Raw genomic sequence first — 12,707 nt, 5'->3', positions numbered from 1 at the left:
AATGACTATTCACAACAAACCTGTTATGCCGAAAGCCAGCACATCGTATGTTCTGATGTTGGCACTGGTGGCTGCCATTGGTGGCTTTTTGTTTGGTTTTGATACTGCCGTAATTAATGGTGCAGTAGCCGCTTTAGGAAGAGAGTTTCAAGTGGGTAGTGTGGCAACGGGATTCGCCGTTTCCTCGGCACTACTGGGTTCAGCAGTGGGAGCGTTCTTTGCCGGACAGCTCGCCGATCGCTATGGGCGGGTAAAAACGATGATCGTCGCGGCTATTATGTTTTTGATCAGCGCCGTAGGTTCCGGTATTGCCTTTACTATTTGGGATTTCATGGTTTGGCGATTAGTGGGTGGAGTGGCTGTCGGTGCTGCGAGCGTTATCGCCCCCGCCTACATTGCCGAAGTCTCCCCTGCACACTTGCGCGGACGACTCGGTTCTCTCCAGCAACTTGCGATCGTTACCGGGATCTTCATCGCCTTGCTGTGTGACTACTTCATCGCGGTTGCTGCTGGTTCCGCCGAAGCGCCCTTCTGGTTCGGGATATCTGCTTGGCGTTGGATGTTCTGGACTGAAATCCCAGCTGCTATTGCCTACGCAGTAGGCGCACTGAGGATTCCAGAGTCACCCCGCTACTTGGTTGCCCAAGGACGGGAAGCAGAAGCGGCTTCCGTTTTGGCAAAGGTTTTGGGTGGAGATGTTGAGGCTAAAGTACAGGAGATTCGGCAGACGGTATTGCGGGAACGCAAACCTCAACTGTCCGATCTCATGGGTAGGCATGGCTTACTCACGATAGTCTGGGTTGGTATTGGGTTATCTATTCTGCAACAGTTGGTAGGAATTAACGTAATTTTCTATTACAGCAGCGTCCTGTGGCAGGCGGTAGGCTTTTCCGAGAAGGATTCGCTGTGGATTACGGTGATTACCAGTATCACCAATATTGTGACAACGCTAGTCGCGATCGCTTTTGTGGACAAGTTTGGACGCAAACCTCTGCTGATTCTGGGTTCTCTGGGCATGACGCTGACTCTGGGAACGCTGGCGGCAACCTTTGGCAGTGCGCCCCTAGATGCCGCCGGGAACCCCAGCTTAACCGGAAACTCTGGCATTATTGCCTTGCTAGCAGCTAACCTCTACGTCTTCTGCTTTGGCTTCTCTTGGGGACCCGTCGTTTGGGTGATGCTAGGGGAGATGTTTAACAATCGGATTCGTGGAGCAGCGCTATCCGTCGCTGCTGCGGCTCAGTGGATCGCTAACTTTGCGGTGTCCACTACCTTTCCCCCTCTCAAAGATGTGGGTTTAGGCTTTGCCTATGGCTTGTATGCGACTGCTGCGGCGATTTCCTTTTTCTTCGTTCTGCTGCTGATAAAAGAAACCAAAGGCAAAGAACTAGAGGAAATGGTGTAGTATCGACTTTCACCGCAGGTTCTTTGGTTATCAGCGGTAATTGAGCAGAGTGCGATCGCGCTAAGTTTTAACCAGCATCCTTGCACCACCCTATTGAGTAGAATTTGCACCCAGTTGAAGTGCATAGAGATTGGCATAGACACCTTGTTGAGCGATGAGTTCTGCGTGAGTACCTCGTTCCACAATTTGTCCTTGCTGAATCACTAACACTTGATCGGCTTGCGTTACTGTACTGAGGCGGTGGGCAATCACAAAGCTGGTGCGACTTTGGAGTAGACGCGCGATCGCATCCTGCACCAGAGCTTCTGTGCGAGTATCAATACTGCTGGTAGCTTCATCCAGAATCAAAATTCGAGGGTCAATTAATACAGCACGGGCAATACTTACCAGCTGGCGCTGTCCTTGGCTCAGAGGCGCACCCCGTTCTCCCAATTGAGTCGCGTATCCTTGCGGCAAGGAAATGATAAATTCATGCACATTGGCTAATTGCGCTGCTGCTTCAATGTCGGCTTGCGTAGCGTGGGGACAGCCGAAAGCAATATTTTCTGCAACTGTACCGCTGAACAAAATATTATCTTGTAAAACAATGCCAATTTGACGGCGCAAACTCGCCTGCGTCACGCTCCGCACATCAATCCCATCAATTTTAACTGCGCCGCCAGACACATCGTAGAAGCGCAGAATTAAGTTAATAATCGTACTTTTACCCGCTCCAGTTGGTCCCACCAATGCAATCATCTGTCCCGGTTGAGCGTGCAGATTCACCCCTTTGAGTACGAGTTGAGTAGGGGTATAGCCAAATGTCACCGCTTCAAATCGCACCTCACCCTGAATAGGCGGCATCTCAGTCGCATTCGGTGCATCGTTAAGTTGCGAAGGTTCATCTAACAGTAGAAAAATCCGCTCCAAACCTGCCATCGCTGATTGAGCTTGCGTATAAAATTGGCTGAGAATTTGGATAGGGCGAAAGAACTGCTGAACGTAGAGTAAAAAAGAAGTCACAACCCCCACAGTTGCGGCTCCTGTTACCGCCAGATAGCCTCCATACGCCAACACTGCGGCGGTGGCTAATGTGTTGAGAAAATCAATCGACGGCAAAAATGCAGCGGTAATTGCCACTGCTTGGACGTTCGCATCGCGATTGGCTGCGTTGACAACATCAAACTCTTCAATATTGAGTTGGATGCGATTGAATGCTTGTGCTTCTCGGACACTGCTGATACCTTCTTCGAGCTTGGCGGAAAGATCGCCGATTGTCTGCCGCGTGACGCGAAATCTTGCTCTTGCCCAGCGCGAAAACAAGCCAGTCGTGAAAATCATCACTGGCACCGCTAAATTGCTCAGCAAGCCCAGTTTCAGATCGATCGAGAGCATGGCAATAATAATGCCAATTAAGCTAAACGTGTTGCCCAACATTTGGGCAATCGTCTGTCCGAACGCTTGATTCACGGTATTCACATCATTCAGCAAGCGGCTCATCAAATCACCCGCTTCGCTGCGATCGAAAAAGCTGATTGGAAGGCTCTGGATTTTAATAAAAATATCTTGCCGCAGTTGAGCCAGTACGCGCTGTACGATAGAACCGACGCGCATAATCTGTCCTCGAATTGCCCAAACACCGAGGATGTAGATCAGTCCCAATACCCCCAACATCAATAACAATCCCCGCAGATTTCCCCGCGAAATCAGATTGTCAATAGACCAACCAATCAAAAAGGGGCCAATGGATTGCGTTGCAGCCCCAATCGCCACTAAGGTTAAGGCAATGGGAATTTCTTTCCGATAGGGTCGGAGATACCGTAAAAAGCGCCGCAGGGTCGAGAGTTGCTGACTCGCTTTTTGATCTGATGCGACAACGGGACCTGGGACTCTCATGCTTTTTTCCCGACTTATTTTTTCACTTCGCTATCGTATCGTTTGGAAGGACTCTCTCAAACCTACATCAGTCATAGCTCACTGTTTGTTATGGCATTTGTTATGGCATAATTTGACATTATGTAGGCTGTGAGGCTTGGAGAAATCCTTATGGCCCGGTGGCTATAGTACAGTCAGCGAGTATTTTCGCAAATTAATCCGTCGAATCGGGCACGAAAAGCGAAGGAACGGCTGGAATCACTGCTACTGGAAGGGTTAGAATTCGCTCCAGCAACACCAATGGCAGACCGAGACTGGGAGAATGTGTGTCAAGCAATACGCGATCGCATTTTTCAGCGAAATTAAGAGCTTACAGATGGTTGAAGTCACAAATGCAATACTGACGAAGGATTTGTGAGATCAAAGCACCCTTTTAGCTCATCGTATGACAGACCTTGCTTCAAAGGATAGCCCTGACTTACTTTCTGTAGCTCAAACAGCATTGCTGCTATGCGTAACTCGTCAGCGAGTTCACGACCTAATTAAGAAGGGTCAGATTGTAGCTCGCAAACTTGGGCGTTACTACTACATAGAAGCTGCTGAAGTAGAGAGATATAAGAATCAACCTATGGGGAAACCCTATCAGCCACGGAGTACAACTTCCGAACCAAACTCTATTGACAAAGGACAATAGAGTTTGTAGGCTCAAGCTATACTAATGTACTAAAGGTTTAGATAAATGCTTCCTTTTCAACTGATTGCAACTGATGTTGCAACTCAACAAGAATTACAACAGGTTTACATTAGTGAGCATGGCATCCTCTATCAAGGAGACTGCCTTAAACTTCTGTCAGCATTGCCTAATGAGTCTGTAAATCTTGTATTTGCCGATCCACCCTTTAATCTTGGCAAAAAATACGGTGAAGGAGTAAGCGATCGGATGGAGCTAGACAAATATCTAGTCTGGTCTCAACAGTGGCTGGGTGAGAGCATTCGAGTGCTTAAACCCGGTGGAAGTTTATTTGTATTCAACCTGCCTAAATGGTGCATAGAGTATGGTGCATACCTCAATCAGAAAGGAATGTGGTTTCGGCATTGGATTGCTTGCAGAATGCCGAAAGCTTTTCCTCGTGGTAAAAAGATGTCTCCCGCTCACTACGGATTACTCTATTACACTAAAGGAGAACCAGCAGTCTTCAACAAAGTCTACACACCTATTCAACTTTGTCGCCATTGTGGCGGAGAAATTCGTGACTATGGTGGACATCGAAAAAAGCTCAATGAAAAAGGAATCAATTTAATGGATGTCTGGGATATGCCAGAGGATGTTTGGGAGGATGCCCCTGAAGCTGATTCTAGTGAAGTTTTATGGACATTAACCGAGGAAATGTGGACTGATATTCCACCAGTTCGGCATCGTCGGCATAAAAAACGAGTCCCCAACGAACTGGCTCCCATTATGTTAGAACGGATTATTGCAATGGCATCTAATCCCGGTGAGATTGTGGTTGATCCATTTGGAGGTTCTGGTACTACATTTTACGCAGCAGAAAAACTACACCGTTACTGGATTGGTTCAGAAATTGGGGATACAGAGCCAGCAGTAGAACGATTGACTGATTTGGTTAATGGAATCATAGAGGAATGGGAATCAGCAAGGGGAAGCAAGAAATTGAAGCAGCGCAAAACCATTGCATCACATCTGCCAATTCCTTACTCTACGTAGCTTCCGTGTAGAACGATTCAGACTAATGCACGACCATCTGTTCCTTTGGTAATCGTTGGTACGTTATTATCTACTTGATCGTGTTCAATTACGAAGATTGCAAGAAAACCCTCTTCTATCCGGACTGCCCGCCAAACATCAAAGTATGGCTCCAACTCTTCATAGTTGCCAATCCGATCGGTTAGGTAAGGATAGAGTTTTCTACTTGGGAGTACCAAAACAGTTCCTAGAAAAACACCGCGTAGCAATCCAAGAACCATTTTATTGACTGCTCGATGGCTTGAGGAGATATTACCCGTTTCCCACTCAAGAGCAAAAAGATGGTTGTCAATGACTTTTGTGGCATCTACCTTTCCTGGGGATCGGGTTGCATAGTTAATCGAAGTTTCTAGCCTCCATCCGTATCTGTCCCTCAATGCGATCGTGCAAGCTTCTTTAATTGGCTTGACGCCATTACCGTGCTTAGTCGGATTGATTGTAAAGTTTGATGTCCCAGCAGGATGAACGATTAAAGAGACAGCATCACGAATTTCAGCGCGAATGATAGACCAATCGCTTGATTCTTCAAAACTGCCAACGCTGATTAAGGAAACCTCTTGGACAATCTTCATCCTGACTACTCATATAACTTCGTTACGCAAGAGTAGTACAGTTCTGCCTATTTGGTCGGAGAGTTAAGCTGAGTTCCTGCATTGTCCCACAGATAACCCGAACAAGGTGACATTCAAATTATCTTGAGACTAAATTGCTCAACTTTCAATCTTTCGCTTCATCTGCGACTCCAAAATTGCCCCATAAAGGGGACTATTTTGCATCAACTCTTCATGGGTTCCTTGTGCTACCAATCGTCCTTTATCCATCAACAAAATCCGATCGGCATTCCGCACGGTACTAATGCGTTGAGCGATCGCAAAGGTTGTGCAAGCCTTTTGGCGCATCAGGCGATCGAGTTCCTCCTGAATCTGGGCAGCGGTTCTAGCATCTACGGCAGAAGTGCTGTCATCTAGGATGAGAATGCTGTAATCGGTCAGTAATGTGCGGGCGATCGCGATCCGTTGCTTTTGTCCGCCAGATAAACCCACACCCCTTTCCCCGACAATCGTTTCATAACCATCGGGCAAGCTGGTAATAAAGTCGTGCATTTGCGTGGCTTTTGCGACTTCAATGACTTGCTCTAAGCTTGCACCAGGTTTAGCATAAGCAATATTCTCGCGGATGGTGCCAGAGAACAGTGTGGTTTCCTGAAATACGATGCCAATATGCGATCGCAAACTTGTCAGGGTGAAGTCCCGCACATCTCGTCCATCAATGCGAACTGACCCCGCCGTAACATCATAGAAGCGCGGAATCAGGTTGATAATGGTGCTTTTCCCGGAACCCGTCATCCCCAGAATGGCGATGAGTTCTTTCGGTTTAGTTTCAAAGGAAACGCCTTTCAGGGCTTCTGTGGTGGCTCCTGGATAGCGGAACGAGACATTTTCAAATGTAATTCGACCGCCGCAAGTTTCAAAGGGGACAGCACCAGGGCGATCGCGAATTTCAATCTCTGCATCCACTACTTCATAGACTCGTTCGGCAGATGCTGCCGCTTGCGCGATCGCGGGGGCCGCAAATCCTATTAATAAAACGGGTTGAAGAATCAACAGCAAGTAAGAATTAAACGCTACCAATTCCCCAATTGAAAACCGATTTTGAATAACCTCTGCACCCCCATATCCGATGACAACAACTGTCACCAAGTTACTTAGCAAGAAGATGAATGGAAAAGTGTTGCGGATGGCGCGAATGGTTTCCATGTTGGTCACGATTAACGCATCATTCAGCGTCGTGTAACGCTTTGCTTCTGCTGATTCTCGGACAAACGCTTTTACCACTCGCACCCCCAGCAGGTTCTCTTGCAATACAGTATTAAGATTGCCGAGTTGCTCCTGAACCTGCCCGAACAACCGGCTATTTTTGCGGAGAAATTGTGCCAACAACCATCCTGAGATGGGCACGACTGTTAGGGTAATCAGTGCTAGTTGCCAGTTCATTAACAGCAAAATTGCGGCAATGCTGATAAGTGTGATAACAGCACTGATCACCTGCATCAGACTTGTACTCAGGAACGTGCGGATTTGCTCAATGTCACTCGTGACGCGAGTTAGCAGTTGTGAAGTCTGGGATTGGTCGTGGTAGCTGAAACTGAGGTTTTGAATCTTGCTGAAAATCTTGTTCCGCAGATCGTAGGCAACCCCTTGAGATGCGGTTTCTGCCCAAAAGCTTTGTCCAAAGTTAAATAACCCACGCGCGATCGCAGCAACGACCATCCATCCAGCGCTGTAGAAGACAATTTGGAGGTTTCGCTGGGCAATCCCTCCATCGATTCCCCAGCGAAACAGTTGGGGAGTGACGGCATAAGCCGCCGTTAAGAGCAAAGAACTAAGCAACGCCCCTATCGAGATCCAACGGTAGGCGCTTAAACTTCCCAGCACGCGCTGAAGCGGCTGCATCGATGACTTGTTTTGGAGTTCTGATTGCTGAACCAATAGAATTCACCCTTCCGTATTTAGAAAAGTCTCTCCTGACTAAGATTAACGAAGATTTGATAGAAAAGAGCTACAATCCTTAAGGGCAAGCCGCTTTGCATAACAGTCGCCTCACGCCTCACTCAAGTCGCGATCGCATCTTGCACCAAGCCGTAAGCCGTCAGAATAGAATTCTGGGGTGATCGCATTCCCAGTCCTAAAAGCGCAGACTAACCAAAAATCAAGGATTTTATAACCTGCGTAGCCAGGTTTTGTTTGTGTGCTTGCGATCGCTGTACGGTTTCAACCACCAGGTTGCAAGATGCGGAGAAACCCATCCACAGCCATCCCTCGTCTACGCACCTCATCGAAGTCACCGGAAATCGATAGCAATTCTCGTTTGGGTGCTATACATCTGTAGTGGCATGGCAATCAAAAAGCCTCTATCGAACGTTAGAACCGCTATCTATTCTACCTAACTGAAAAACGCTGTATATGCGATCGCAATCTTTCCAATCAGCACACGCTCGAAACATTATACTAACTGATTTTAAATCTCGCAATCGCTTTCACTTTCCTCAATTTTTCGGATATGTAAATTTTATTTATTCTTAATGTATTCACAATTCAGTGATTTTACGGTAAACACTTGTAACTCAAAATTGTACTGTGGAGTTAGATGTGTAAACATCTTCAAATCTAGTTTGCATAATTAGCTATTTTGAAGGTTATAAATCAAACCTGTATTTGGTTGATTGAAAGAAAAAATTCTTCTGTATACCAAATTTCAGAGATTATTTTGCCATAATTTAATTTAAGTGTTTAGCCAACTTTCAACCCTTGTCCAGCATCCATGAAACTCAATCGCAAGCTTGCTCTATACTCCTTCCTAGCTCGGTTCGGATTGCTTAAGAAAAGCTATACCGCCAAAATTATGTTGGTAGCATTTTTAGGCACTCACGTACCACTTTTAACCTTATTGATAACTTTCGTTATATCAAACTCTTATTCCTGGGAAATGACAGTGCGAGTGCTGGTGATTGCTTTGTTAGCTACCTTGGCGGGTACAGCAGCTACTCTGTATGCAATACGCCACCTCCTTGCCCCAGTCATTTTGACATCTGCTGCATTGCAAGACTATTTGAATACCAAAAAATTACCCGAACTGCCTACAGAATTTGCCGATGAAGCAGGCACATTAATGGCAGATACCTCACAAACTCTTCATAAGTTAGATGAATTAATTCACTACATCAGTCACTACGATGGACTGACTGGATTACCCAATCGGGATTTATTCGGCGATCGCTTACATCAGATAGTATCCCAATCTGAAAACGACCAGCGGCTGGTAGCAGTGCTTTTGCTGGGTATCGACGATTTCACAGGCATGAGTCATACATTGGAGCGGGAAACCTCAAATGTGCTGTTAAGAGCAGTTGCTCAACGTTTGACAACTTGTATGGGTCAAACAGAGATTCTGGCTCATGTGAGTGGAGATGAATTTGCGATCGCGCTGACGGAACTTCCCTGCTTTGAGAGCGCGATCAAGCTATCCCAGCTGCTAGTAAGTACGCTGGCAAAACCCTTCTTTTTAGAGGGAAGCTCGATTCGGATTACCGCCAGTATTGGTATCGCCATTAATGACCTAAAAGATCGCAATGGCGGGGATAAACTGTTGCAACAGGCTCGTCTGGCGCTATATCAGGCAAAACAACAAGGACGCAGCCAATACCAGTTCTATTCGCCAGAAGTGAATGCTCAGTTGCAGGAACGACTAGCGTTAGAAAATGAATTACATGGAGCGGTTGAGCGCAACGAAATGGTGGTTTATTACCAACCCTTGATTGATTTGCGTACCAGACAAATCACGGCAATGGAAGCCCTGGTTCGCTGGCAGCATCCGACGCTAGGGTTGGTTTCTCCAGCTAAGTTTATTCCCATTGCAGAAGCCAATGGTTCGATCGTGCAAATTGGGGAATGGGTTTTGCAAACTGCCTGCGCCCAAACTCGTGCTTGGCAGCTTGCCGGATTCCCTCCTATTCGGATATCGGTGAATCTGTCAGCTCGACAGTTTGAACAACCAAATCTAGTTGAAGTCGTCAGCCAAACCCTTCAGGAAACCGGGCTAGAAGCATCCTATCTAGAACTGGAAGTGACTGAAAGCTTGCTTATGGGAGATGTTCAGCGATCTGTTAACACTTTAGAGCAATTACGAGACCTAGGTATCTTGCTGGCTTTGGATGATTTTGGCACCGGCTATTCTTCTCTAAACTACTTGAAGCGCTTTCCCGTTACCATGCTCAAGATCGATCGGTCCTTTGTGCAGGATGTGACATCTAATCCTGATAGCGCCGCTGTAACCGATGCCATCATTGCCCTCGCCAAGAGCCTGCGGTTGAATATTACAGCAGAAGGCATAGAAACCCAAGAACAGCTGGACTACCTGCAAAGACGGGGGTGTGAAGAAGGTCAGGGCTTCTACTTTAGCCGTCCTGTCCCTGCTGATGCGATCGCCCAAATGCTCCAAGAAACTTCTCAGCAAACGATCGCAGCCTAGAGAAAATCTAGCTAGCTATTAGACTGCTTCTCTTAATCTATAGCGATCGCACTTGTAGTATTGGGTGAGTGCGATCGCTATCGTCATAAAGGTGTCCTTGCTTCTAGATGACGAGTTTGTTGCGATCGCTTCCTCTGTTCGCTTTCTTCCCCTCAACTATTCAAAAACTGGGCCATTTGATAACTCATATCTTGCACCTGGAAATCTAGATGTCAAAACCGTGACTACGTACAAGAGGAAGTAAACGTTCAATATTAAGTAAAAGAAGAGACACAAGTATTTGAGGCAAGAGAGATTCGAGGGCAGTTTGTGCAGCGCCACCCCAGTCAGGTAAATTGGGGAACTGAGGAGATAAATAAGTCCAGTGAGCTATTAAGTAGGCAATCAGGGAAAGTATGAGCCAACGATACACCCCAAGCAAAGTGCTTTGACCGAAGCGATGCAAACCAAAACGATGCTTGGCAGTTTTAAACCAGCCTTCAATCTGCCATCTCCGCTTTCCCCACCATTTAATGGTGCTAGCTTTAAGAGGTTTAGTGGATAGGACAAATCGTTTTTCTAGCTTGCCGTTATCACGTTTGAGGTAGTACCAAGACACAGTAACAGAAAACTTTAAATCAACCAAGTGTACTTGTTGCCCCTGCTTATACAGATGCCTTAAAGCTCTGCCATCAGCTAATTTACGGTCAATAGGTATAGCTGTAACTGCATGATATTTGAGCTGACGTATACCGTGGAGAAAGTTCACACTGCTAAAGGCAGTATCGGCTAAGATGATTACCTGAAAACTTGATGTTAAGGATTTTGGTAAGCGTTGAACCAGTTTCAGACCCAACTGTGCGGGTGAGGGAGCGCCTTTACCTCGCCAAATGCAGAAGCTCCAAGGTATCCGCCACCGTCCGACAACTAAATAGAGTACGACCAAGTGTAATCCCCGCTTCCCGTTATAAACTGAGATTAAATGCTCAAATTCTTTGAACTTCCCGCATTTTTCCAGAGTCGTGAGGTCAATGATTACTTGAAGAAATGGTCTGCGTCCCAAGGGACGCTCAGATAACATTTGTTTGAGTAGAGACTGGCGAACGATACGAATCATTTCCCTGGTTGACCAAGGATTGACATTGAAAAATCGACTTAATGCGCTTGGAGATTTTGTTTGAGCGTGTTCAGGTAACGGATGCCCTTATGCCTGTAAGAATAATCCCAGCATCGTTTCTAGATTATCTTTTTGGTACTGTGTGGGCATCAATTCAGTTAAACTGTTGATTAGCTTAAGGGCGTGGGCAAGCATTGTTCTTGCTGATTGACGAAATACATTTCCCGCCCTTTTTCTCATATTTTGAGTAGATATTGCAAATCAATACTGTTTTGGCTTAACCGAAGCGAAAACGCTCTGCCGCACCGTCAGAGCGTCATGCCGCACCGTTATGTTTCCCAAACCCGGCTTGTGTGATATTCCGGTTACAGAAAGTTGCATTTGCAACTATGCTGTACTTAAATCTTCCCCTTCATCTACTGTCGCCCTTTTGCACTCTTTATTTATTGTTTCCGGGTTGATTCGGTAGGTGCAAGATATGAGATAACCCATAACGGCACAGCTCACCAACAAAACAACATTCCATAACACTAAACACAAAAGCTCCAACTAGACCAGATTGGCAGAAATAAGTGACCAGTGAAAAACATAGGCATTCATAGGGTAGACTAGACCTCTTGCGGAATTGAGTAAAATCAGCTGAACAAAGTTTAATGAATTGATAGTTATAGTTCCTAAATTGATGCGTTACAAAAAAGCACTTGCATTGTCTGGATCTGACTTTAAAAGAATGTACGGGGTGAAACCGGAAACATTCTGGATGATGGTGAAAGTAGTACGGGATGGGAAAGAGGGCAGCCGTGGCAGCCATGCATCTATCCCAATTCCCGACCAAATCTTGTTAACGGGACTTAGACAGATTTCAAGCCAAAATAAAGCCCAAAGCACCTTTATAAGCTGAGAATACGTCCCAATTTTGATTCAGCCACTGCACAAAACGGAAAGACATGGCTGTCCGAAACGCCTCTAATGCTTCAGTAAAGGTGTTTAAAGGTTTCGATGCCCAACGCCTTCTTAATCCTCCAGTTTTAGTGTGCCATAAAATAAATGTATAGGCGCAAAATACCAAAATGAAATGTCTCAGCAGGCTTCTATAATCTCTGACTTGATATTCAGATAGCCCTAACCATCATGAGAGCTTCCCGATAGAAAACTTCCACCACTATCCTTTGGACCTAGGTAGTCACTATCCAGTTGGCTGTAGCAATAGAGGGGTTAACATTAGTAAGAAAATAGTCAATCTCACTAGAAGAGTCGAAGGTTGAGGCATTCATGACGATAGCAATTGTTCTCGTTCCTTCCATCTGTGAGAGTTCAACTTCAACTGTTGCCACCCAAACGGTTTTCGCTTTATCCCTCTTCTGTCACTTTCCGGAATAAGCAAGTAGTAAATAACTGAAATTATCCCGAAGCCAAAAAAGGTTTAAATTGGTTCATAGTAGAAATTAGGTAATTAAATCCCAACAATAAATGAGAATTCGGAAAAACATCTAGCCAGGGATGAATCAACCAAAATAGCAAGAGAGGTTGGACAATTAAGCGAAGATTATTTAAAGTAT

General features: G+C 45.9%; 10 protein-coding genes and 3 pseudogenes. 5 read left to right on the top strand and 8 right to left on the bottom strand.

Going from position 1 to position 12,707, the window contains the following annotated elements; genetic code table 11:
• Nucleotide 1 precedes the first annotated feature (1 nt).
• Nucleotides 2-1,405 (top strand): sugar porter family MFS transporter, encoded by a 1,404-nt coding sequence (locus tag H6H02_RS08085; protein WP_190816426.1) that lies wholly within the window; start codon nt 2-4, stop codon nt 1,403-1,405.
• Between the two features lie 90 nt (nt 1,406-1,495).
• On the opposite strand, the gene H6H02_RS08080 is transcribed toward H6H02_RS08085, so the two are convergent.
• The gene (locus tag H6H02_RS08080; protein WP_190816424.1) at nt 1,496-3,280 is read right to left on the bottom strand and encodes an ABC transporter ATP-binding protein; all 1,785 of its coding nucleotides are present in this window, start codon (nt 3,278-3,280) and stop codon (nt 1,496-1,498) included.
• Between the two features lie 424 nt (nt 3,281-3,704).
• Here H6H02_RS08080 and H6H02_RS08075 point away from each other — a divergent pair, with 424 nt between their 5' ends.
• Together H6H02_RS08075 and H6H02_RS08070 are read left to right on the top strand one after the other, a co-directional pair.
• Nucleotides 3,705-3,953 carry a helix-turn-helix domain-containing protein gene (locus H6H02_RS08075; protein ID WP_190816422.1) on the top strand — a complete coding sequence of 83 codons (249 nt, stop codon included), beginning with the start codon at nt 3,705-3,707 and terminating at the stop codon, nt 3,951-3,953.
• Between the two features lie 45 nt (nt 3,954-3,998).
• Nucleotides 3,999-4,985, top strand: coding sequence for a site-specific DNA-methyltransferase (locus H6H02_RS08070; protein WP_190816420.1), 987 nt, complete (start codon nt 3,999-4,001; stop codon nt 4,983-4,985).
• A gap of 17 nt (nt 4,986-5,002) precedes the next feature.
• Here the strand turns inward: H6H02_RS08070 and H6H02_RS08065 are convergent, their stop codons facing one another.
• From H6H02_RS08065 to H6H02_RS08055, 3 genes are all read right to left on the bottom strand, one after another.
• Nucleotides 5,003-5,596, bottom strand: a complete 594-nt coding sequence (locus H6H02_RS08065; RefSeq protein ID WP_190816418.1) for a restriction endonuclease — start codon at nt 5,594-5,596, stop codon at nt 5,003-5,005.
• A 138-nt stretch (nt 5,597-5,734) separates the two neighbouring features.
• The gene (locus H6H02_RS08060) at nt 5,735-7,477 is read right to left on the bottom strand and encodes an ABC transporter transmembrane domain-containing protein (protein ID WP_190816760.1); all 1,743 of its coding nucleotides are present in this window, start codon (nt 7,475-7,477) and stop codon (nt 5,735-5,737) included.
• Nucleotides 7,478-7,722: 245 nt separating this feature from the next.
• Entirely contained in the window at nt 7,723-7,860 is a 138-nt protein-coding gene (locus H6H02_RS08055) for a hypothetical protein (protein ID WP_190816416.1), read from the bottom strand.
• Between the two features lie 485 nt (nt 7,861-8,345).
• On the opposite strand from H6H02_RS08055, the gene H6H02_RS08050 reads away from it, so the two are divergent.
• Nucleotides 8,346-10,052 carry a bifunctional diguanylate cyclase/phosphodiesterase gene (locus tag H6H02_RS08050; RefSeq protein ID WP_190816415.1) on the top strand — a complete coding sequence of 569 codons (1,707 nt, stop codon included), beginning with the start codon at nt 8,346-8,348 and terminating at the stop codon, nt 10,050-10,052.
• Between the two features lie 18 nt (nt 10,053-10,070).
• Here the strand turns inward: H6H02_RS08050 and H6H02_RS08045 are convergent, their stop codons facing one another.
• Together H6H02_RS08045 and H6H02_RS08040 are read right to left on the bottom strand one after the other, a co-directional pair.
• The gene (locus tag H6H02_RS08045) at nt 10,071-10,208 is read right to left on the bottom strand and encodes a hypothetical protein (RefSeq protein WP_190816413.1); all 138 of its coding nucleotides are present in this window, start codon (nt 10,206-10,208) and stop codon (nt 10,071-10,073) included.
• Between the two features lie 49 nt (nt 10,209-10,257).
• Nucleotides 10,258-11,196 (bottom strand): annotated as a pseudogene (locus H6H02_RS08040) (transposase); the annotation flags it as partial.
• A gap of 658 nt (nt 11,197-11,854) precedes the next feature.
• Here H6H02_RS08040 and H6H02_RS26855 point away from each other — a divergent pair.
• Nucleotides 11,855-12,049, top strand: a complete 195-nt coding sequence (locus H6H02_RS26855) for a hypothetical protein (RefSeq protein WP_206757269.1) — start codon at nt 11,855-11,857, stop codon at nt 12,047-12,049.
• Here H6H02_RS26855 and H6H02_RS08035 read toward each other — a convergent pair.
• A pseudogene (locus H6H02_RS08035) lies at nt 12,011-12,503 on the bottom strand (IS701 family transposase); the annotation flags it as partial. The gene H6H02_RS26855 and the pseudogene H6H02_RS08035 overlap by 39 nt on opposite strands.
• Nucleotides 12,504-12,549: 46 nt before the next feature.
• Nucleotides 12,550-12,707: pseudogene (locus H6H02_RS08030) on the bottom strand (IS701 family transposase); the annotation flags it as partial.

This window comes from Coleofasciculus sp. FACHB-1120 (genome assembly GCF_014698845.1).
Lineage (GTDB): Bacteria > Cyanobacteriota > Cyanobacteriia > Cyanobacteriales > FACHB-T130 > FACHB-T130.
This window is presented reverse-complemented; position numbering and strand designations above follow the sequence as displayed.

Bases quoted from the DNA above. Each gene is read 5' to 3' on its own strand.
- H6H02_RS08050 (WP_190816415.1), top strand. From the start codon at position 8,346: ATGAAACTCAATCGCAAGCTTGCTCTATACTCCTTCCTAGCTCGGTTC.
- H6H02_RS08060 (WP_190816760.1), bottom strand. From the start codon at position 7,477: ATGCAGCCGCTTCAGCGCGTGCTGGGAAGTTTAAGCGCCTACCGTTGG.
- H6H02_RS08080 (WP_190816424.1), bottom strand. From the start codon at position 3,280: ATGAGAGTCCCAGGTCCCGTTGTCGCATCAGATCAAAAAGCGAGTCAG.
- H6H02_RS08070 (WP_190816420.1), top strand. From the start codon at position 3,999: ATGCTTCCTTTTCAACTGATTGCAACTGATGTTGCAACTCAACAAGAA.
- H6H02_RS08055 (WP_190816416.1), bottom strand. From the start codon at position 7,860: ATGAGGTGCGTAGACGAGGGATGGCTGTGGATGGGTTTCTCCGCATCT.
- H6H02_RS08085 (WP_190816426.1), top strand. From the start codon at position 2: ATGACTATTCACAACAAACCTGTTATGCCGAAAGCCAGCACATCGTAT.
- H6H02_RS08075 (WP_190816422.1), top strand. From the start codon at position 3,705: ATGACAGACCTTGCTTCAAAGGATAGCCCTGACTTACTTTCTGTAGCT.
- H6H02_RS08065 (WP_190816418.1), bottom strand. From the start codon at position 5,596: ATGAAGATTGTCCAAGAGGTTTCCTTAATCAGCGTTGGCAGTTTTGAA.